At 65.6% G+C, this 20,433-nt stretch carries 15 protein-coding genes and 1 tRNA gene; 7 read left to right on the top strand and 9 right to left on the bottom strand.

All coding sequences use genetic code 11. The features are described from left to right. Positions 1 to 3 precede the first annotated feature (3 nt). The 5 genes from OTER_RS12665 to OTER_RS12645 all read left to right on the top strand — a co-directional run bounded on the left by OTER_RS12665 (position 4) and on the right by OTER_RS12645 (position 6,286). Positions 4 to 642 (top strand): DUF47 domain-containing protein, encoded by a 639-nt coding sequence (locus tag OTER_RS12665; RefSeq protein ID WP_012375317.1) that lies wholly within the window; start codon positions 4 to 6, stop codon positions 640 to 642. A gap of 97 nt (positions 643 to 739) precedes the next feature. Then, positions 740 to 1,780, top strand: a complete 1,041-nt coding sequence (locus OTER_RS12660) for an inorganic phosphate transporter (protein ID WP_012375316.1) — start codon at positions 740 to 742, stop codon at positions 1,778 to 1,780. Positions 1,781 to 1,913: 133 nt separating this feature from the next. Next, positions 1,914 to 2,273, top strand: coding sequence for a hypothetical protein (locus OTER_RS12655; RefSeq protein ID WP_012375315.1), 360 nt, complete (start codon positions 1,914 to 1,916; stop codon positions 2,271 to 2,273). Between the two features lie 294 nt (positions 2,274 to 2,567). Continuing rightward, the gene (locus OTER_RS24155) at positions 2,568 to 5,645 is read left to right on the top strand and encodes a sensor histidine kinase (RefSeq protein ID WP_158305429.1); all 3,078 of its coding nucleotides are present in this window, start codon (positions 2,568 to 2,570) and stop codon (positions 5,643 to 5,645) included. Between the two features lie 2 nt (positions 5,646 to 5,647). Then, positions 5,648 to 6,286 (top strand): response regulator, encoded by a 639-nt coding sequence (locus OTER_RS12645; protein WP_012375313.1) that lies wholly within the window; start codon positions 5,648 to 5,650, stop codon positions 6,284 to 6,286. A 432-nt stretch (positions 6,287 to 6,718) separates the two neighbouring features. Here OTER_RS12645 and OTER_RS12640 read toward each other — a convergent pair whose 3' ends face one another. The 7 genes from OTER_RS12640 to OTER_RS12610 form a co-directional block, all read right to left on the bottom strand. After that, a complete protein-coding gene (locus OTER_RS12640; protein WP_012375312.1) occupies positions 6,719 to 10,462 on the bottom strand; it encodes a TonB-dependent receptor plug domain-containing protein in 3,744 nt (1,247 codons plus the stop codon). A 573-nt stretch (positions 10,463 to 11,035) separates the two neighbouring features. Further along, positions 11,036 to 11,120, bottom strand: a tRNA-Leu gene (locus tag OTER_RS12635). Positions 11,121 to 11,224: 104 nt separating this feature from the next. Next, positions 11,225 to 12,391, bottom strand: a complete 1,167-nt coding sequence (locus OTER_RS12630) for an anti-sigma factor (protein ID WP_012375311.1) — start codon at positions 12,389 to 12,391, stop codon at positions 11,225 to 11,227. After that, positions 12,388 to 12,681 (bottom strand): hypothetical protein, encoded by a 294-nt coding sequence (locus OTER_RS12625; RefSeq protein WP_012375310.1) that lies wholly within the window; start codon positions 12,679 to 12,681, stop codon positions 12,388 to 12,390. Before OTER_RS12625 ends, OTER_RS12630 begins: the two co-directional genes overlap by 4 nt. Further along, positions 12,662 to 13,231, bottom strand: a complete 570-nt coding sequence (locus tag OTER_RS12620) for an RNA polymerase sigma factor (protein ID WP_044891752.1) — start codon at positions 13,229 to 13,231, stop codon at positions 12,662 to 12,664. The genes OTER_RS12625 and OTER_RS12620 overlap by 20 nt, the downstream gene beginning before the upstream one ends. Positions 13,232 to 13,347: 116 nt before the next feature. Beyond that, complete coding sequence (locus OTER_RS12615; RefSeq protein ID WP_012375308.1) at positions 13,348 to 13,977, bottom strand: hypothetical protein; 630 nt, start codon at positions 13,975 to 13,977, stop codon at positions 13,348 to 13,350. A gap of 272 nt (positions 13,978 to 14,249) precedes the next feature. Further along, positions 14,250 to 15,308, bottom strand: a complete 1,059-nt coding sequence (locus OTER_RS12610; protein ID WP_012375307.1) for a quinone-dependent dihydroorotate dehydrogenase — start codon at positions 15,306 to 15,308, stop codon at positions 14,250 to 14,252. A gap of 185 nt (positions 15,309 to 15,493) precedes the next feature. Between OTER_RS12610 and OTER_RS12605 the strand changes: the two genes are divergently transcribed. Both OTER_RS12605 and OTER_RS12600 read left to right on the top strand, forming a co-directional pair. Next, on the top strand, positions 15,494 to 16,279 hold the full coding sequence (locus OTER_RS12605; RefSeq protein WP_012375306.1) for a hypothetical protein: 786 nt from the start codon (positions 15,494 to 15,496) through the stop codon (positions 16,277 to 16,279). Between the two features lie 243 nt (positions 16,280 to 16,522). Then, positions 16,523 to 17,113 carry a polysaccharide biosynthesis/export family protein gene (locus OTER_RS12600; protein WP_012375305.1) on the top strand — a complete coding sequence of 197 codons (591 nt, stop codon included), beginning with the start codon at positions 16,523 to 16,525 and terminating at the stop codon, positions 17,111 to 17,113. Between the two features lie 126 nt (positions 17,114 to 17,239). Here the strand turns inward: OTER_RS12600 and hemB are convergent, their stop codons facing one another. Both hemB and OTER_RS12590 read right to left on the bottom strand, forming a co-directional pair. Next, on the bottom strand, positions 17,240 to 18,253 hold the full coding sequence (gene hemB, locus OTER_RS12595; protein ID WP_012375304.1) for a porphobilinogen synthase: 1,014 nt from the start codon (positions 18,251 to 18,253) through the stop codon (positions 17,240 to 17,242). Positions 18,254 to 18,358: 105 nt separating this feature from the next. Continuing rightward, complete coding sequence (locus OTER_RS12590; RefSeq protein WP_012375303.1) at positions 18,359 to 20,425, bottom strand: Sel1 domain-containing protein; 2,067 nt, start codon at positions 20,423 to 20,425, stop codon at positions 18,359 to 18,361. Between the last annotated feature and the right edge of the window lie 8 nt (positions 20,426 to 20,433).

Below are 20,433 nucleotides of genomic sequence, written 5' to 3'. Positions count from 1 at the left end.
CGCATGCAGTGGCTCAAAAAGATTCTCGGCCGCGACGACAAGTTCTTCGATCTGCTTGAAGCGGGCGCGGAGGAGGCGCGCACCAGCGTCCTGTTGCTCTCCCAGTATCTGCAGACTCTGAACCGGGGCGGGCCGCCGCCGCAGTTGGATGATTTCGTACAGACGCGGCGGAAGGAAAAACGGATCCGGTACCAGATGATGGAGCAACTGAGCAAAACCTTCGTCACGCCGTTGGAACGCGAGGACATCGAAGCACTCTCCTTCGCGCTGTATCGGATTCCGAAGGCAATCGAGAAGATCGTGGAGCGACTGTCGATTTATCCCGGCCGGGTGCCGCACACCGCGTTTCTGCGTCAGGCCGAGCTGCTCACGATGGCGGCGGACGCGGTCGTTTTCATGGTCAAGGGTCTGCGCAGCGGCACGCATCTCGAAAAGGTCCGCGAGGCCAACGATCGGCTGCAGCACGCGGAAGGCGAGGCCGACAAGGTGATGCTCGGCCTGTTGAAGGAGCTTTATCACGGTCCCTTCGACACCAAGGAGCTCCTCATCCTGCAGGAACTGTATGAGATGGTGGAACAGGCGGTGGATCGCTGCCGCAATGCGGGCAACATCGTCGTCCAGATTGTGCTGAAATATGCCTGATCCGACGCCCGTCGCACGAACTCGCCCCGCCCGGCCGGCCGTCCGTGTTTTCGACCTCGCCCGCCCGGCGCCGATCTGAACTTCTACTGTCGCCGCGATGACCCTCTTCCTGCTCGTTCTGCTCGCCGCGCTCGTCTTCGAGTATATCAACGGATTTCACGACACCGCGAACGCCATCGCCACGGTGGTTTCCACCAAGGTGCTGACGCCGCGGCAGGCGATCGTGTGGGCGACGTTCTGGAATCTTTTCGGCGCGCTGATGGGCACCGCGGTGGCGTCGACGATCGGCAAGGGGCTCGTCGACACGAACTACGTGAGCATGGCCACGGTCCTCGCCGCCCTCCTCAGCGCGATCGTGTGGGGCCTGTTCACCTGGTGGCTCGGGCTGCCCTCCAGTTCCAGCCACGCGCTGGTTGGCGGGTTGTGCGGCGCCGCCATGGGCAGCGCGAGCGGGAATTGGGCGGTGTTGAAATGGTCCACCGGCCTCTGGCCCAAGATCGTCCTGCCGATGATGGCGTCACCGTTGCTTGGGTTCATCGGCGGCGCCCTGATCATGCTCGTGCTCACGGCGCTGCTGCATAAAACCACGCCGCGCCTCGTCGCGCTGATCTTCGGCAAGGCCCAGCTCGTCAGCGCCGGCTTCATGGGCTACAGTCACGGTTCCAATGACGCGCAGAAAACGATGGGCATCATCGCGCTGGCGCTGTTCACCGGCACGCAGTCCGGCGCATTCGCCGGCTTGCCGGATTGGGCGGGCTTTCTCCACACCCCGGAGTTCGTCGTCCACAAATGGGTCATGTATACCTGCGCGCTGACGATGGCGGCGGGCACCGCGGCCGGCGGTTGGCGAATCATTCGCACGATGGGGCACAAGATGGTGAAGCTGCAGCCGGTGCACGGTTTCGCGGCCGAAACCACCGCGGCCATCGTGATCCACGGCGCGACTACGCTCGGCATCCCGGTTTCCACCACGCACGTGATCTCGACGTCGATCATGGGCGTCGGTGCGACCAAGCGGCTCAGCGCGGTGAAATGGGGCCTGGTGGGCAAGATCGTGTGGGCGTGGGTGCTCACTTTGCCGGTCACCGGCCTGCTCGGCTACGGTGTGGTGACGCTGCTCCACAAGTTCGGGATCTAGCGCCGATCCAACTGCCGCGCGGCAGCCCGTGCGGTGCGGCGCGGGGTGTCACAGGTTTGACCGCAGCCGGCCCCGGCATAGTGTGACTCAAATGGCCGCATCAGGCTCTCTCATCACGCGTTCGCCCGTCGTCATGAAGGCGGACCGCGCGCGCAATGTCCTTCGCATCGTGTATCGCGACAACGTCCGCCCGCCGCACACGTTAGCTCAACTCGAGTTCGTGCCCCGGGAACTGGCGAAGATGCGCAACGGATTCACGCTCGTAACGGATCTGAGCGAGCTTGATGCGATGGACCTCGACTGCTGCACGCACGTCACGCGCGTGATGGATCTTGCGCTGGCGGCCGGCATTGGCCGCGTGATCCGGATCATTCCGAATCCACGCAAGGACATCGGATTCAATCTGCTCTCGCTGGTGCACTATCACGGCAAGGTGCCGACGATCACCTGCAAGACGCGCGCCGAAGCCGCCGCCGAACTCGCTCGGCGCTGAGCCTCCGGTTCGCCGGCCAGCGCAACTGAGTGCAAGGAAAAGGCTCCGGCCCAAGCCCGGACCGGAGCCCAATACCTGTTAAGGAACCGATCGCTGCAGCGCAGAGTGAGCACCCCACACCGAGAGAATCGGCATGCCGATGATCACTCGATCGCGTGCGCGCACCGCAACGTCGCAGTAGACCGATCCACGCTACAACCAAAGTAGTAGCGCGGTGCGTGCGAACCGCCTTTACCGTCCGAAGCCGACCGCCCACCCTCACGGGAGCGGGGATGCATGGAAAAAAATCGCCCGATGACCGCCAGTTCACGCGCCCAGCCCAGGCTCGTCCGGGGGACTCGCGGCTGCGCGTTTGCGCCGATCCCCCGGGTCGCTGGCTGGCTCGCCTTGGTGCTGTTGCTCGGCGGGCTGGCGCACGCACGCACTGCCGGGCCGGTGGTCGGCAATCCGCTGACGCGTTTCTATCCCTACGAAGAGATCGGTCGGGTGTCGCGCGGCGTGCATCTGAATTTCGATGCGCTCGGCCGACTGGCAGTGGTGCAGGAAGACGAATACATCGTCCTGAACGATAATCTCTGGCTGCGCCTGTCGAGCCCGGCGCTGGCTGGCATTGGCATGTATGCGGCGACCCCCGATCTCGACGGCTCGTTAGTCTACGGCGCGCTGGGCTCGTGGGGCCGGCTCACCCCGGAGCCGAGCGGACAATTGCGGCCACAATCCTTCGTGCCGAAGACCTACCCCAAGTGGGTGCTCGCCACGAATTTCGCCGAAATCGTTTGCCGGCCCGAAGGCGTCTATTTCGCCGGTTGGAACGGCGTCGTGTTCCGCGACCGCCAGACCGGCGAGCACCAGTTCTTCGAGGTTCCCGGCGTCTCGTGCCTCTTCGTGTTCGAGAACACGATCTATGTCTCGTCACATGACCGCGGAGTGCTGATCCTCGATGCTTCGCGTCAGACCCTCACCACCGCCGACCGGCGGGTGTTCGGGAGTAGGGCGGTTGGCCGATTCGCCCGGCTCGGCCCGAACTCCGGTCTGCTGGCCACCACCTATCGCCACCTCCTCCGCTACCGTGGCGGGGCGCTGGAGGACCTGCCGCCGCCGCTCGGGCCCCAGCTTCTTGCCGGGGTGACCGCGCTGCAGGCGCTGCCCGAGGGCGGCGCCGCCGTCTCGGTCGGCGGCATCGGGGTCTACATTGTGGATACGGAAGGTCAGGTGCGGTTCGCGCTCACCGGTCCCGAATACTCGCGCGTCACCGCCCTCGCCAGCCGCGAGCCTGGCGTGCTGTGGGCGGCCAACGAAACCGGCGTGCTCAAGATCCTTTACGGGCAGCCGTTCACGCGGTTCGGCCAAACGCTCGGACTGCCGATCAGCTGGCCGCAGGTCGTGTCGTGGCGGGGCGAGATCGTCATCGCCTCCGCCGGGCGTCTCTACAGCCCGGTTCCCACGGCCATTGAGGGTCCCGCGCAGTTTCAACCGGTGCGCGGCCAACCCGGAGCCGGCGCTTGGGGGATCGCCGTGGTGGGCGACGCGCTGCTCGTCAGCAACCACGACGGCGTTTACGTCCATCAACCCGATGCCGACTTCGCCCTCGCCGTGCCCGGCGTCGGCGGTGCCCGGCTGGTGCCGGTGGACGCCACCACCTGCATCGTGATCGGCGAAAAAGAAATCAGCGCGATCCAGGTGCGCGACGGGCATTGGTCGGAGTGCGCTCCGCGCATTCCGGGCGTCGGTTACCCGGCTATCGTCCACGCCGGTCAAGGCGCAGCCTGGATCGAGCTCGGCGTCAACCGCGTCGCCCGCATCGGGCTGAGCGCGGGCCGGCTCGAATCCCGTGTCTTCGAAGAGTTCCCCTGGCCCACGCCCAGCTGGGTCAACGTGAGTGTGCTCGGCTCCACCGTGGTTCTCAGTGGTTCGGAAGGCCAGCGCGTGTTCTTCGACGAACGCCGTCAGACTTTCACCGCCGCGCCCGAGTTGAACGAATTGTTTCGCCAAGCCCCTTATCCGCTCGTGCGCATCTGCGCCGACGAGACCGGGACGTGGTGGGGCTCGCATCAACAAGGGGTTCTCTGGGTGACTGCCCGCGCCGGCCGCTACACCTTCGACTCGACCAGCTATCAGGCGATCGACGAACGCGTCCCGCTGATCCGCGCTCTGCCTAGCGGCGAGATCTGGGTGTCCACCGGTCAATCCCTCTACCGCCTCGACCGGCACGGAAGCTCTCCCCCTGCCGCGGCCTTCTCGCCGGTGCTAGTCTCGATTCGCGACAGCCGCACGAATGCGGAGATCCCACGCCCGGCCGGCACTCCGGCCCTGCTGCAGCCGCTCGGTTACGATCAGAACAGCGTGCGATTCGATTTCTTCGCCGGCAGCTACGCCTCGATGCGGCCCCCTGCCTACGAATACCGGCTCAACGACCAGCCGTGGGAACAAGTCGCCTCCGGCTCCTCCGTCGCATTGTCCGATCTGCACGAGGGCGTCTACCGGCTCCGCGTCCGGCTCATCGACAGCCGTGGTCCGATCGGCGCCTCCAAAGCCTTCGGGTTCACGGTCACGCCGCCTTGGTATCGGCACTGGTATGTGCTGGCCAGCTACCCGATCTTGCTCGCCGCCCTGCTGTTCGGGCTGGTGCGGTTTGCGATGCGCCGGGCGGAAGCGCGGAATGCCGCGCTGGAACAGCTGGTGGCGCAGCGCACCGGCGAGTTGCAGACCACCATGCGCCAGCTGCAGCAGGAAACCCGCACCAGCGCCACGCTCGCCGAGCGCAACCGGCTCGCCGGCGAGATCCACGACAGCCTCGAGCAGGGCTTCACTGGTCTGACGCTGCAGCTCGAGACCACCGCCGCCTTCTCCACCTGCTCCCCTGAGGTGAAGTCGGGCTTGGCGGTCGCTCTGAACATGGTCGCGTTCAGCCGCAACGAGGTTCGCCACGCCGTCCGCGACATGCACTCGCCGATCCTCGCCTCGGCGGATCTGGAGACGGCGTTGCGGCAGATCCTCGCGCAGGTCGCGCCGCACGCCGACTACGCCAGGCTCCGGATCGAAGGCTCGCCCGTGCGCCTCGGCTCCAGTGTCGAGCACCACCTGCTACGCATCGCCCAGGAGGCGATCGCCAATGCCGTCAAGCACGCCGCCGCCAGCCACCTCGCGGTCACACTCGCGTTTCGCAAGAGCGAGGTGGAGCTCGACATTCGCGACGACGGCCGGGGATTCGACCCCGCAGCCGTCCTGAACGCCGGGATCGGGCATTTTGGGCTGCCCAGTTTCCGCGGCCGCGCCAACAAAATCGGCGGCACAGTCGAGATCACGAGTCGGCCCGGCGCCGGCACGCGCATCACCGTCCGTGTGCCCGTCGAAAAGGCCGTGATTCTCTGACCATGTCCTCCGATAACCACCCGGCGAAGATCCGCGTCATGCTGGTCGACGACCATCTCATCGTGCGAATGGGTCTGTCGTTCGCCATCAACAACCAGCCGGACATGCAGGTGGTCGCCCAAGCTGAGGACGGTCACGAGGCCATCGAGGTGTATCGGCAGCACCAGCCCGACGTGGTCATCCTCGATCTGCGGATGCCGAAGCGCAACGGCATCGAAACCATCGGCGTGCTGCGGCGCGAATTCGGCGCCGTGCGCGTGCTCGTGCTCAGCAACTACGGGAGCGGCGACGAGGTGTCGGCCGCGCTCCAAGCCGGCGCCTCCGGGTTCATTGGCAAAGACACGGCGCTGGCCGAGCTGCTGGATGCGATCCGCAAGATCCGCGCCGGCGATCAGGTGGTGCCATCGGAGGTGGCCCGACGTCTCGCCAGCCGGATCACCTCGCATCTTTCCACCCGCGAGCTCGAAGTGCTCGCATTGATCGGCCGCGGCCTCAGCAACAAAGAAATCGGCGCGGCGCTCAACGTCGTGGAATCGACGGTGAAGGTGCACGTGACCAACATCCTCTCCAAACTCGGCGTCGCCGATCGCACGCAGGCCGTGCTGGCCGGAGTGAAGCGCGGGATCATCCAGCTCGAGTAACGGACCGGACAGAGCCCGGCGCCGACAAACGAAAGAAGCGACGGGGCTGAGATCGGGCGAGGATTCCGTTCCACGCCGAGACGGCTTCTGGTGAGCGCGGCGATGAAGGCGCCCGCCCTGCCGCGGCGCCGTATCTTCCGACAGGTTTTGACCACACCATCCCCGCACGCACTCAGGAGTTCGGGTAGCTGCGATAACGCAAAACGCCCCGGAAGCGTGCTTCCGGGGCGTGAGGTCGAACAACCTGGATTCACGCTCGGTGAGCGTGGAGCCGCGGCTGGGGGTGTTGCGCTAGCCCGGGAATTTCATGAACAGGATTGAATCTGGGTCCGAAACTTCCGTCCGCCTGCGGCGGAGCCCCGACTTGTCGGGGCGGCAATTCAGCCCCGACAGAGTCGGCCCGGAGGGCGGACATTTCATGAAATATCCGGGCTAGAACGTGAACGTGTTCGTCACGAACCATTCCTGGACAGGCTTCACGCGCACGCTCGCCCAAGTCGTGTTGTCGGGCTGCACGGAAATCGGAATCAGCCCGTTGTCGGCGAACGCATTTCGGACGTTGAGCTGAATCTTCCAGTTGATGCGGTTCGTGAGCTTGCGCTCATAGCTGGTCCACAGGTCCACCGCGTCTTCGGCCGGCCCGAAGATCGGGTTGGCGATATCGAAGCCGTAGTAGGGTCCGTTCGGGATCAGCGGGTACCCGATCGCCACCTTGTCCTGCCAGCGATAGCTGCCGCCGACGCCCACGCCCTTGAGGAAGCCTTCGCGGAACGTGTAGTTCGTCATGACGTTGAAGCGCCACTTGCGGAGCTCCGGCACGGCCGCGCCTTCGTTGAGCTTGAGCCGGTTGTAGTTCGCCTTCCACGGGGCCCAGACGCTCGGCCCGATGGCGCTGCCCGCGCCACCCCAGCGCGGCAGGTTGCCCGCCGCGGTGTAGCCGTTCGAGGTGCGGCCGGGACCGTGCGCCGTGCCCTCGTCGTCGATCAGCATGGAGTCCATGTAATCGACGAACTCCTGCATGGCCGCGCCGCCCACATTGTTCTTGAAGGCTTCGGTCTTCGACGCGTTGAACGCGATGCGCCAGTTGCTGGTCGGGTTGGCGACGAGTTCGAACTCGTAGCCCTTCGACAGCGTGTCGGCCGTCACCGCGAAGTTTTGCGGGGCGGTTGCGGTGTAGGAGTACAGCGTGCCGGATGGCGGCACGTACTGCGCCGCGGGGTCGCGACCGCCGTTCAAGCTCGCCGCATAGGTCGACCGCGTGGTGAGGTTGGCGGTCGGCACGGGTGTGAAGCCCCATGCCTGGAAGAAGCCCTTCTCCGTCAGCCACGTCTGGATCTGATTCCACTGCGCGATTGCCTCGTCCTCGACCGCTGCTTCCTCGGCCGAACCGTTCACTACGCCCCAGGGACCGGTGCCGGTTTCCGGGAACGCGTTAGCCCAGTTGTTTCGGTAGCTGGGACTCTCGCGGCCACTCCAGTCGTAGGCCGCCAGGTCGTAGAGGAACACGTTGCGCCAGTTCAGGCCGTTCGAGATCACGCCGCCAAACCCGGAATCGAGCCCGGCGTTGTCGCCCTTGACCGTCGCCTCGTATTTGATCACGCGGAGCGAGTATTTCCCGTCCTTCGTGGAAATCAGCACACCGTAATCCTTGGTTTCGCCGGTCGGATTCGGAATCTGCCGGCCGTAGAGATCGTTGCGGATCCCGGTCACGTCGAAGTTTTTCGAGGTATTGTAGGAGAGACTGACGTTCACCGGCAGCCAGCGGTCGTTCCTGAACAGCTTGTTGACGTGCAGGACCACGCCGCCGCTGGTCGTCTCCGCACTTTCGTTACGGAGCGGAGTGTAGGTTGGGCTGTCCGACAGGATCTTCCGGTTGGCGCCGTTCTGGGTGTGACCCCAATAAAGGCTCTGGATCTCGTCCTTGCGCCAGCCGAGCGTGCCGACGAGCGCGCCATCCCACCAGAACGACTGCCAGGACACCACCTGCGACTTGGTCTGCCGGTCGGCAAACTGCCGGCGGGTGAGCAGCCGCATGTCCTCACCGCCGTCGTAGCTCCAGAGGTTCAGCATCTGGTCCTTGTTCCAGCCCTTGTAGTTGGAGGGATTCGAATTCTGGTAGTAGCCGGCCGGGGTCGGCGACGGGTGCGTCGGCAGCGTCGTCGAAAACATCGGTGCGAGATCGGCGGGCACCGTCCAGGGAGCGTTCAACGCCACCGATGCCGGCGCCGTCCAGATCGTGTCGAACAGATACACGTTGCCGTCGGTGAGGTCGGGTCGGCCCGTGATGCGCGGAATGTTCGCGCCGGCAGCCGACGAGAGGTTGGCGATGGAGTCGCCCAGATAAATGATCCCGACCGGATTACGGTCGTCGATCGGCGTCGTCAGCCCGTTGGTCATCGTCCAATACCCGGCCCAGTCCGTGTCGAAGGCCTTCCGCTGCCAGGTGCGATTCTCGACGACATATTTTTCGTCGCTATACACGGCGTTCAGCCGGTGCGTGCCGAGCAACTTGGCCCAGAAGCCACGCTCGTCCAGGAAGTCCGAGGCCCGCAGTTCACCGAAGAGTGATCCGCGGTAGTATTCGCGCTCGCTCTGGTAGGAGTTGCCCGTGCCGCCACCGCCCGACACGACGTAGGGGCGACCGACATTCGGGTTCGCGCCGAGGTCATCCCACCGCTGCAATACGTCCATCTGAATGGTCGGCTGCCAGCCGAGGAACGACTCGCCGCCGCGAGTGTAGTTCTGGCTGTCGTAGCTGAGCTGCAGGCCGAGCCGATCGTCCAGCACCGTCTGGCTCAAATCGAAGTTGAACGAGTCCCAGCGTTCGAATTCGTGCTTGGTGTCGCCGTCGATCAGCTGACCGTAGAAGTCGAAGATCGACGGATCGAGCATCGAGTTGGCCCGATACTGGCCGTAGTTGGCGTTCGGCAGATTCAGGTTCACCGCCGTCGCGCCGTTCAACGTGTTGATGCCGAGGAACGGCGTGGCATAGCGCTTGCCGGGGAACGTGTCAGAGGTGCCGAGGGTCGTCCCGTCGGTGCGCCGCGCGCCATTGTTGATGATGCCGGCGCGGATGTTGTAGACCGTCGCGCTCGCCCCGTCGATCAGCCAGAACGGCTGCTGCGCGTTCAGCGGGCCGCCATTGAGCCACGGGATGTATTCGGCGTTGCCGCTCGAGAGCTCGGTGGCGAAGACGTCATACGGATTGTCGAACAGCTTCTTTCCCATGCCGTCGTTGATCGTCCAGTTATACTGGCCGTTCGTGCGTCGCGTGGTCGGCAGCGGTTTGAACCAAACACTGACCGCATCCATCGGCGTGACAGTGCGCGGACGGTTGGCGTCGATTTCGCCGTGCTCGTATTTCAGCTTGAGGCTCATCCGCGAACCCGGTCCCTGCTTCGGCTCGAACCGGATGGTGCCGTAATAGCGCTCGTCGTCCTCGTAGGCGGGTTCCTGCTGGAACTTCTCGTCGTCCTTCACGGTGGCGAAGCGGACCGCGAGCACGTTGTCGACGAGTTCCTGGTTGACGTCGAGACTGGCGCGCCAGCTGCCGTAGGAGCCATACCGGGCCGCCACCTGCGCGCTATTCTTGAAATCGGCATTGCGCATGGCGGCGTTGATGATGCCCGCCGGCTTGCCGAGACCGAAGAGCATCGCATTCGGGCCGCGCTGGATGTCGATGCGGTCCACATTATAGGAATCCCACGGAATATCCGTGACGAAGAAATCGCGCGTGTTGTCCGCGGCGCTGAGCCCGCGCACGCGGTTGGCGGAGTTGCGGGAAACCAGCGTCGTGCCCTCGTTCACGGTGCCGGCGTTCTCGAGGCCGGCGTAGGTGCCGCGGGTGAGTCCAACTTCGGCGTTGGTGGTATACTGCAGCAGCGTGCCGTTGTCGGTCGCGCCAATGTCGCCCAGCAGTTCCTTCGTGATCACCGAGATGGCGGACCCGACGTCCTTCAGCTCGGTGCGAATGCGCGTGCCTGCGAGGGTTTCTGTGGCGGCATAGCCGCGATCTGTCTCCGCCCTCACTTCAAAGGGGGATAGGACGACGAGGTCCTCTTCCGGGGTGTTAGCGCCCGCGGCCGGGGTGTTGGACGGGGTGACCGTTTGGGCGATCAGGCCGTGCGTAATGAGCGCGGCCAGCGTCACAATGCGACGCCGATTGCGTGTATTCATAGTCAGGTTTGTTCGAGGTATCCCGGCTGCGTGTTACGGGGCAGCAGGGTTGGCCATCTAAGTCGGAGCGACTTGGGGTAAGCCGTGCTCAGCACAATCGGCGGCGCTCCGCTCCATCAAGGTGCCATTAGGCGGTGCCGGCCTACGACTAAAGTAGGGGTCGCGATCCGCCGGCGCATGGCGGCGTCGACGCGGCGACACAACGCAGACAGCGGGCGCAACGATGGAGGATGTCCGACCGCATTCGGCCGCCCCAAAACGAGCGGACGCCAGCCGCTCCCACCCTGGAGTGCTGGCGTCCGCCGTAACAAACCATGCGAAGACCGGAAGGATTTCACGCTGGCGCGATCTCCGTAGCCGAAACCGCGGGGAGAAACGGATCCCGGTCGCAGCATCACGGCAGCTCCGCTCCGCGCTCTCAAAGCAGCATTGGTCCAAGCTTCGCTACCACAAAAGTAGTATTCGGAAGTCCCCCTCCTGCCCCGGCGGCCAAGCGGGGGCGAGAAGCCCTGCGCGCGAAGCCTCACCCGTTTCCGAACTTCTGAGCAAAGCTCTCCCGCAGCGACTTTCGCATGGTGCTCAGGAAGGGACTCGAACCCTTACGCCTTACGGCACACGCCCCTCAAACGTGTGTGTCTACCAATTCCACCACCTGAGCATTTGCAGGAAGGAAGGCGGACTAAGAGCCATCCACGGAGGCTTGTAAAGCCCTGAAATTTCCACCGCCCGCCACCTGCACCAAACGCGTGCCGAGCAGCCGGTTCAAGGCCCACGGAGCACCACGGGACCCGTCGGTTCCACGGGCGCTGCATCCTTCGATTCCTGCGTGATCAGAATCTCCGCCGGCGGCGCCGCGCCTTCCGGCAGCGTGTAGTAAAGACTGCCCGTGCCGTCCCGCATCTGGTTCGGCACCTCGCCCACGCGCTGGTAGGCCAGCGCATCGACCGGCTTCACCCACAACTGGAGCGACTGGCCCGCTTGGACTTCGGGCAGGTTGTAGAGATTCAGATAACCCCGATTCTCTTTCTCATCGTAAACCGCCCACGCATACGGCGGCGCCACCGGTCGGCTCACTTCCGGACTCAGCGCGGTGCCAATCCCGTCCCCGGGCGTGTCAGTCGTCGGCGGCGTGCTCGTGTCCGCGACGACCACGCCGGGTTCGGTCAGGATTCCGCGGGCGATTTCGAGCAGTCCTTTGCGTTCGCCGCGCGCGTAACTGGCCGAATCCACCAGTTCCATCGCTGCGAGCCGGCCGATCGTCTTGTCGATCACCGAATGGCTCGCGAGCAACCGGACCGCGGCATCGTAATCGGCCCGCAGGGCGGCGTGGGTGCGCTGCAGGTCCGCATATTTCCGGCCGAGCTCCTCGAATTGGCGCGCTTGTTCCGGCTTTGCGCCACCTCCGCGCTCCATCGTTGCGGTGCCATTCGTCTCGGTCGCCGCGAGCGTGGTGTTCTCCACCTGCGACTGGGCTCCGGCCGGAGGCGTGACCACAGCCGCCTGCTCGCCGGCTCCGGCGGGCCGCGACGTCGCCGTCAGGCTCGGGCCGGACGCATCACGCCCGCCTCCGGCTGTCGGCTGCAACGGCCGTTTGAATTGCACGAGATTCAACCCCAACAGGAGGGCCGCCGCGATGGGCCAGGCATAGCGGGACCACGGAATGACCTTGCTCGCGGCGGGCACGGGCTGCGGCTTCGCTCCGCCGGTCGCCGCGAGAATCGCCGTCAACGCCGCCTGCTGATCCGTCGCGCTCATCGGCTCCGCCGGCGCGCTGTCGCAGGCGAAGCGCGCCATCGCGTCCGCACATTCCTTGAACGCCGCCGCGGCCGCGGGATCACGCTCCAACTCCGCCTCGAACGCGGCGCGCCGGGTCGGCTCCATCTGGCCGAGCAGGTAAGAGAGCGATTCGATCTCGAAATCCTCGGTCATGACAGCGTGATGAATCCGCGCAGCTGATGCGCGTACTGCTGCAGCTGGCGCTTGGCGTCGGTGCGGGTGGTTTGGAGCAGCCGGGCGATCTCGTTTTCCACCGCGCCACCGAAGAACGGCAGGTCCACGGCCTGGCGCCGGAGCATGGACATCACGTCGGCGCATTCCTCCAGCGCAATCCGCGCGGCGGGATAGCACGTCAACTGTTCCTCGAAGGTGCTGCGTTGCGAGGAGTTCATTTCCCCGAGCAGGTAGCGGAGGGCTTCCGTATCAAAAAAATCCTTGGTCATGTTGAGTGGCGATTTGCCGCAGGCGCGCGAGGCCACGGCGGAGATGGTTTTTCACGTTGCCAACCGGCGTGCGCATGGCGGTGGCGATTTGCGCCTGGGTGCAGCCGCTGAAGAAGGCGAGCTCCAAGGCTTGCCGCTGCGCCGGCGAGAGTTCGTTGAGGTGACGGGAGAGGTTTTCCTGCAGATCCGACAGCTCGTGCGCCGGCATGACGGTCTCCACGGGCTCGCGTTCGAGCGCCTCCTGGAGCAGCCGGCGCCGCGCGCCCTTCCGAATGCGGTCGATCGCGGCGTTGCGCGCGATGAAAACCAGCCAAGAAACCACCTCGCCGCGCTCCGGCCGGTACGAGCCGGCTTGCTGCCAGGCTTTGATGAACGCGTCCTGCACCGCTTCGCGGGCATCCTCCGGATCCTCCAGGATGCGGCGGACGACGCCGTGAATGCGCGCACCGAAATCGAGATACAGCAGCTGCAGTGCTTCCGCGTCGCGAGCTGCCATTCGCGCGACCAATCCGCGGTGGGTGGCGAGGGCTTCAGCATCGAACGGCAGCACGGTGCGGGACTGGCTAGCGACGCGCACCACAGATTTCAATCCTCCGCATGCAGCCAGTCAGGCCGGCTCGGTTTCGGTTGGGTTTCATCGCTCGAATCGCGCAGAACCGGGCCGGCTCACCACCTCCACGCCACCGCGCCGGACAGCGCATGCGCGCGACGGTTCCAGCTCGGATCGAGGTCAATCCAGCTGTAACGCAGCGACACCGACCAGGGCGGCGACCAAGCCCAGTTCATTGCCGCTGAGCCGCCCAGGGACAGCCCGCTGTCGGAATCCGTATGGTAGGGCAGTACCAGGATCATCGGCGCGTTGGAGTCCGTGCGCGTTGTCTGCCGCGCATAGACCCAGTTCAGTTCGGGAGACACCCCCAACATGAGGCTAGGCGTCGCCCGGAAGGTGAATTCGGGGGCGACCGTGATGACGTGCAGATCGTCCGAGTATCGGTTTCGCAGATAATACGAGCCCGTGGTGTCGACGATGTTGTAGCTCGTGCTGGCATCGACGCCTGCAACGCTGCGATACGACGTTCGAATGCCTACGCGGTCGGAAAAATCCCACCCTGCGGCGAGAAACGGCGACCACGCCGACCGATCGTGGCGTACCTCGGTAAGCGCGAAACTCGAACTCGCCGGAAGGTCCGCCTTGCTGAGCCGCACGTAGCTCACCCCCGCCTCGACGTAGGGTCCAGGCATGGCCGTCAGGCGGCACGCCGCGGCCAACACAAAGAAGCAGATGAACCGTCTCATGGCTGGAAAGGGAAGTTCACCCATGATTACGGGCCGACCGCGGCCTTGGAGTCAGCCGGCACGCAAAAACTTCCGCCGCGTGCCATGGAGATGCCACGCCCTCGCCGCGTTGCAGCCCGAAGTCATGGCCGATGGGGACGCGGCGCCCTCGCCGCGTCATCGATCTTGCGTTCATTCGGGCCGCGACGGGGGCATCGCGGCTCCAGCGTTGTAGCCGGGGTCGATGATTCCGGCTCCGGACTCCTTACCTTCCTCCGTGGGCAGCCATCCGCTTACGCCGCGTGCCGCCGCTGACGGTCGACAACCGCGCGCGCGAGTGCCGCGGCAAGCCACGGACCACGGTAGATCATTCCCGTGTAGATCTGCAGTAGCGTCGCACCCGCATCCAGTTTCTCCGCCGCGCTCGCGCCATCTTCGATGCCACCCACGCCGATGATCGGCAGCTTTCCAGCCGTCGCCCGCGCGATGTAATTGATGATCTCCGTCGAGCGACGGCGCAACGGCCGACCGCTCAATCCGCCCGCTTGATTCGCGGCCGCAAACGGCCCCGGACGCGCGAGCGTGGTGTTCGTGGCGATGATCCCGTCGAACCGAAACTCCATCAGCGCCGCCAGCACCGCGTCGATCTGCGGGAACGTCAGATCCGGCGCGATCTTCAGGAGCAGCGGCACCGGGCGCGGGCGCGCACGATTGGCCGCGGAAATCGCGCCCAGCAGCTCGCGCACCCGCGCTTCGTCCTGCAGTTGACGCAGTCCCGGCGTGTTCGGACTGCTCACGTTCAACGCGATGTAGTCGGCATGGTCCGCCAACCGGCCAAAGCTCGTCAGGTAATCCTGCGCCGCCTGATCGAGATCGGTGACCTTCGATTTGCCGAGATTGATTCCGAGCGGGATTCGCCGCTGGCCCACGCCGGGCTGATGCGCAAGCCGCCGCGCGATCGCCTCCGAGCCTTCATTGTTGAAGCCCATCCGGTTGATCACCGCCTTCTCCGCGGGAAACCGGAACACGCGCGGCTTCTCATTGCCCGGCTGCGCCAGCGCCGTGATCGTGCCGATCTCGACATGCCCGAAGCCCAACGCGGCGAGCGCCGGCCAGGCCGTGGCGTTCTTGTCAAAGCCGGCGGCGAGTCCGATCGCATTCGGAAAATCGAGCCCGAATGCCCGCACCGGCCGGCGACAGTCCGCCGGCAGCCGGTGCTGCCACTCGAGCAACCGGCACACCGGCTGCAGCTTGGCCAGCAACGTGAGCCCGTGCACCGCCAGCTCATGCGCTTTCTCCGGATCCATCCGGAACAGGACCGGCCGGATCGCCCGCTCGTAGTAGGAACCCATGGCCGCACGAGCCTGAAATCCGGGACCGAAAAAGCAAGGTTTCGGACAATCCTAACTGGCCGGAACCGAACGATTTTCCCGCCTTCGCCACGACTGCTGCCGAACTGCGAAATGCATGCTTTTTGTGCTTGTTTTTTGAACGACCCCTCGCACGCTGCGCAAAAATTCCACCCGTTTTTCTTTTCATGCCCAAAGCTACTTCCACTCTCGACTGGTGCATCGTGCGTCTCGGCGAGGATCACAACTGGTGGGTCGCGGAAACCAGCGATCCGGTCCGGTGGGACGTCGACGGTCTCAGCATCATCGACCCGCGTCAGCTCGCGCACTTGATCGATCTCGTCGATCCGCTGCGCGACTATGGCTTCGACCAGGACGTGATGGAGCGGGCATTCATCCTTTTCCGCATCGAGAGGGATCTCGGCAGTGGCAAAGTCCGGCTCAAGCGCACGAAGGAATCACTCTTCGAGTCGGACGAAAAGCTGTTCGCGCTGCCCGATATTCTCGATGAGGAAAACGGGCCCTACGCCGACCTGCTCGATCACCTCACGCGCTGCCGCGTGAAGATGCTCAACGATCTGTTCGAGTTTGAATCCAAGCTCACTCTCGACGAGGTCGAGGACGAACTGCGCGAGGACCAGAACAGCCACTTCATCGAGGGCAAGGCCGTCCACTCCTTCGAGGAGCTCACCGCGATCCTCGACTTCATGCCCGCCGGCTACGAGTCCGACGAAGAGCAGCCGGTGAAGAGCGACGACGAAGACGCCGACACCGACGATCTCCCCGAACTCGATGAAGAGGAAGAGGAGAAGCTGAAGAATGACGAGTCGCTGAAATGGGACGAGGATGAAGATGAGGACGGCGACGACGACGAAGACGGCGACAAGGACAAGGACGAGGACGACGAGGACGAGGACGAAAAGCCGGACGACGAAGACGAAAAGCCGAAGCGCAAGGCCCGCGGCAAGCGCTGAGCGACTGCCGTTCCGCACCCTTTCGGGCGGTCCTATTTTCGGACCGCCCTTTTTTTGCCTGTGGCACGGGCGTCCCGCCCCTGGGTGTTTTCGTGGCCCTGCGCGTGAGCGCAGCGATGCCCCTCTTTCCACTCTTCTCTTGCCGCCAAATCATTCTGCCCGCACCTCCACACGGGCGGGACGCCCGCGCCACTCCTCGATCCCGACGTTGCGTTCGCGGGCTGGCGCACCCACGCTCGCCGCATGCGTTTCCGCCGTGCCTCGCTGTCCCCCCTCGCCGCTGCGGTTCTGGCTCTCGCGGGCTGTGTGACGGACGGCACCGTCGGCGGCCCAAATCCTGAGATCCCGTCCGCCACCTCCTCGGCTCAACTGCGCGGCGGCGACAGCCTCACGGTTTCGCTGCAGGGTGTGCCTGATCCCAGCACCCAAGCCGTGCAGATTGACGATCAGGGCAGCATCAGCCTGCCATTCATCGGACCGGTTTCCGCCGCGGGTCTAAACGCCGGCGAACTCGCCACGCGGATTCGCGAAACTTACCTCGCGCGAAAAATCTACAACGCCGTCGACGTTTCGGTCTCCGTCACCGAACGGTTCGTGTATGTCGGCGGCGAGGTGATGCGGCCGGGCCGGATCGTGTGGACGCCTGATCTCACCGTCGCCAAAGCGATCCAGGCCGCCGGCGGCTTCAGCCTTTATGCGAAGGAAACGCGCGTCAGCCTCGTCCGCGACCAGAAGAGCTACGACGTCGACGTGAAGCTCGCGCAAAAACGCCCGGAGCAGGATCCGCGACTCGTGCCCGGCGACGCGATCCAAGTGCCGCGCTCGCCGTTTTAGCTCGGCAGCGCGGGCAGTCTGTCCGGCGCAGCCTTCAGCGAACGTCGGATCCCGCCCGCTCGGCCGGAGTTGATGGAGCCGCGACGCCCTCGTCGCGGCCCTACGCACCTTTCAAGCTCTTCAGCGCTACCTCTTCAGCTCCGTCGCCATTTCCTTCGCGAAATACGTCAGGATCATGTCCGCGCCCGCCCGCTTGATCGCGAGCAGCGACTCGTGCCGCGTCCGCGCCAAGTCGAGCCAGCCCAGCTTCGCGGCCGCTTGTAGCTGCGCGTACTCACCCGAAACTTGATACGCCGCGACGGGCTTGTTCGTCGCGTTGCGCACGTCGCGGATGATGTCGAGGTAAGGTCCGGCCGGTTTCACCATCACGATGTCCGCGCCTTCCGCTTCATCGAGCGCCAGCTCCGTCATTGCCGTCCGCCGGTTGGCCGGATCGAGCTGATACGTCGCTTTGCTGAGCAGGTGCGTGCCCGCCGCCGTCGCGCTGCCCACGGCATCGCGGAACGGACCGTAGTAGGCCGAGGCGAACTTGACCGAATACGCCATGATCCCCGTGCCGGTGCAGCCTGCGGCGTCGAGCGCTTGGCGGATCGCGCCGACGCGGCCGTCCATCATGTCGCTCGGTGCCACCAGATCGACGCCCGCGCGCGCATGCAGCACCGCCATCTTCACCAGAATCTCCACCGTGCGATCATTGTCGACGTCGTCGCGCGCCGGCGTGAGCACGCCGTCGTGGCCGTGCGTCGTATAGGGATCGAGCGCGATGTCGGTCATGATCGTCAGTTCCGGCACCGCCTTCTTCACCGCGCGCACCGCGCGCAGAATCAGCGCGTCCTCGTGCAACGCCGCGGTGCCTTCCTCGTCCTTCAGCCGCGCATCCAGTTTGGGAAACAGCGCCACCGCCGGCACGCCGAGCTTCGCCAGGGCGCGGCACTCCTTCACCAGATCGTTGATGGCGAACCGCGACACGCCCGGCATCGAGGCGATCGGTTGCGGCGCCGATTTGCCGTCGATGACGAACAACGGCGCGATGAAGTCCGCCGGTCGCAGCACCGTCTCGGTGACGAGCTGGCGCAGGCTGGCCGTGCGGCGCAGCCGGCGCGGGCGCTGGGTAAGATCGAGTTTGAAGGATTCAGCCATGGTGTGAGCGGTCAACCTAACACACGTCCACAGCCGCGCACCACCCGTTTTTCGGCCGCGACTGCGCATCCCTTGACCCGGATGCGTCAGCCGAGCGTTGCCCGGCTACTGGTCCGCCAGCGCGCGGGCGCCTGTTCCATGACAGTCCGGACACTCTTTCAGCACCGTGCGCCGGCCCGTGCCGCCGCATTCGCGGCACGCCGCCCTGCCCTGCGCGCAATTCGGACAGGGCTGCTTGATCACGCTGCTCTTCGCCTTGCCCGTGCCGCCGCAGGTCGAGCACGCGAACACGTGGCCGTCCTGCCGCACCTGTCCGGATCCGCCGCAGGTCGAACACGGCGGACTCCCCGGCGCAAAGTTATACCCGCGGCCGTCGCACAACGGGCAAAGCACCGTGCCCTTGCCCTCGCACGTCGGGCACGGCGGCGACTGTCTGACCTTGCCGACGCCACCACAGGTTTCGCACGGCCGCACGGTGGTGAGCTCGCCGCGGCGTTTTATCACCGCCGGATCCCGGCTGCCGGATTTCTCATAAAACTTTGCCGCCTGCGCGTAGTCGCCCGCTTGATCGAAGAACCGCGCGAGCTGCATCTGCAGCTGCGCCATGCTCGGCCCGCCGATCCGCGTGTCGTCGAACCCGGCCGCGCCCGCGACTTGCTCCTGCTCGAACATCTGCTGCACCGCCGGCGCCGTTCGCTCCGGCGCGGTGTTCATCAGCTCGATGAGCAGCGGCAACGCCGCTTCCTGCTCGCCCGCGGCGAACGCCCGGCACGCCCAGTCGCGCGCCTGATCCGGGTCCGCCGCGATGCCGTCGCCCTGCAGATAACGTCGCGCGACCTCCGCAAACGCCGGCACGTGTTTCTTCTCCGCGGCTTCCCGATAGCAGGCGAACGCCTTCGCCGGCGAGGTCGGCAACCCGCCGCCCTCCTCGTAATGTCGCGCGAGCAGCATAGCGACAAGCGGCGGCGCATCGGGTCCCGCGGCGAGCCGCAAAAGCACGCCGGTTTCCCGTTTCGGATCGCGCGGCACCGCCGTCCGCGGCAGGGCATAAAGTTCGAGTAGTTTGGCCGCGTTCTCCTTGTCGCCCGCCATCGCGCCGACTTCCAGCCAGCGCAACGCCTGCGCGGTGCGGCCCTGCGCCAGATCCTGCTGCACCACCCACGCCCGCGCCGCCGCGTCGCCCGCGGCCGCGGCCTCTTCCAAATACGGATACGCCGCGCCGGGATCGTCCGGCTTGTTCTGCAGGATTGCCCGCCCGTACGCTGCCCGGAAGGGCTGCCGCGTCCTCACCGTGGTCCGCAAGATCGACTGCATCTCGGCCGCCGCCGTCGGCCACTCCGCGATCCGGATCGCGCGCTGCGCGCGCCGCCACGCCGCGAGCGTAGCGGGATCGGGGTTCTCAAAAAAATCCGCTGCCGACGCCAGCGCCGCAATGTCCTCCAGCAACGGATCGTCCTTGGGCGCGACCGTGCTGAACAATTCCATCTTCAACATCAGCTGCGGCGTCGTCGCTTCGATCTCGGCGCCGGCAAGCTCCTTCCGCAGCGCGGCGAAATCCTCGCGCGCCGCCTCCGGTTCGTGCTGCTGAAATGCCCGATAGTAGTCCGGCGTCTGGCGGCTGAACTCCGCCAGCGGCTGCAGATACGCCTCGGCTTTCAACGCGGCGAGTTTTGCCGTCGACGGGAAACTGACCGAGGTCAACTGCAGCAAGCCCGCCCGCGCCGCGGCTACGTCGCCCCGCGCGCACGCGGCCTCGATCGCTTTGCTTTGCTCGTCGAACGCTACCTCGTCGGCACGGCGATGCACCCGCTCGACGAACCCATCGAAACAGCGCGCGCGGGCCCGCGTCCAGGACTTCGCCGGTTCCACCCGGCTCGATTCGGCGGCCGCACGCATCCGCTCCGCCTCGGCTCGCAAACTCACCACCCGCGCCCAATAGACCGCGAGTTCGGACCGCGAGGCATTCACCTCCATCCGGATCGCCTGGATCTCGGCGTGCTGCCGTGCGTCCACGCGGCGTTTGACGAGCGTGCCGGTCGTCACGGCCGCGCCCACGCCCACCATCCCGACCAGCACCGGCCAGCGGGGCAGTCGCCAGCGCGCCGCCTTGCCGCCGGCGCGCGTGGTCGTTCGGAGGACCGACTTGGGCTCAGGCTCGGGGGACGCGTCCATGGCAGGCA

It is taken from the genome of Opitutus terrae PB90-1, assembly GCF_000019965.1.
In the GTDB taxonomy this organism is placed as follows: Bacteria; Verrucomicrobiota; Verrucomicrobiia; order Opitutales; family Opitutaceae; genus Opitutus; species Opitutus terrae.
The sequence above is the reverse complement of the archived record's forward strand: the minus strand, read 5'-3'. Positions and strand labels throughout refer to the sequence as shown.

Bases quoted from the DNA above. Each gene is read 5' to 3' on its own strand.
- OTER_RS12665 (WP_012375317.1), top strand. From the start codon at position 4: ATGCAGTGGCTCAAAAAGATTCTCGGCCGCGACGACAAGTTCTTCGAT.
- OTER_RS12660 (WP_012375316.1), top strand. From the start codon at position 740: ATGACCCTCTTCCTGCTCGTTCTGCTCGCCGCGCTCGTCTTCGAGTAT.
- OTER_RS12655 (WP_012375315.1), top strand. From the start codon at position 1,914: ATGAAGGCGGACCGCGCGCGCAATGTCCTTCGCATCGTGTATCGCGAC.
- OTER_RS24155 (WP_158305429.1), top strand. From the start codon at position 2,568: ATGACCGCCAGTTCACGCGCCCAGCCCAGGCTCGTCCGGGGGACTCGC.
- OTER_RS12645 (WP_012375313.1), top strand. From the start codon at position 5,648: ATGTCCTCCGATAACCACCCGGCGAAGATCCGCGTCATGCTGGTCGAC.
- OTER_RS12640 (WP_012375312.1), bottom strand. From the start codon at position 10,462: ATGAATACACGCAATCGGCGTCGCATTGTGACGCTGGCCGCGCTCATT.
- OTER_RS12630 (WP_012375311.1), bottom strand. From the start codon at position 12,391: ATGACCGAGGATTTCGAGATCGAATCGCTCTCTTACCTGCTCGGCCAG.
- OTER_RS12625 (WP_012375310.1), bottom strand. From the start codon at position 12,681: ATGACCAAGGATTTTTTTGATACGGAAGCCCTCCGCTACCTGCTCGGG.
- OTER_RS12615 (WP_012375308.1), bottom strand. From the start codon at position 13,977: ATGAGACGGTTCATCTGCTTCTTTGTGTTGGCCGCGGCGTGCCGCCTG.
- OTER_RS12610 (WP_012375307.1), bottom strand. From the start codon at position 15,308: ATGGGTTCCTACTACGAGCGGGCGATCCGGCCGGTCCTGTTCCGGATG.
- OTER_RS12605 (WP_012375306.1), top strand. From the start codon at position 15,494: ATGCCCAAAGCTACTTCCACTCTCGACTGGTGCATCGTGCGTCTCGGC.
- OTER_RS12600 (WP_012375305.1), top strand. From the start codon at position 16,523: ATGCGTTTCCGCCGTGCCTCGCTGTCCCCCCTCGCCGCTGCGGTTCTG.
- hemB (WP_012375304.1), bottom strand. From the start codon at position 18,253: ATGGCTGAATCCTTCAAACTCGATCTTACCCAGCGCCCGCGCCGGCTG.
- OTER_RS12590 (WP_012375303.1), bottom strand. From the start codon at position 20,425: ATGGACGCGTCCCCCGAGCCTGAGCCCAAGTCGGTCCTCCGAACGACC.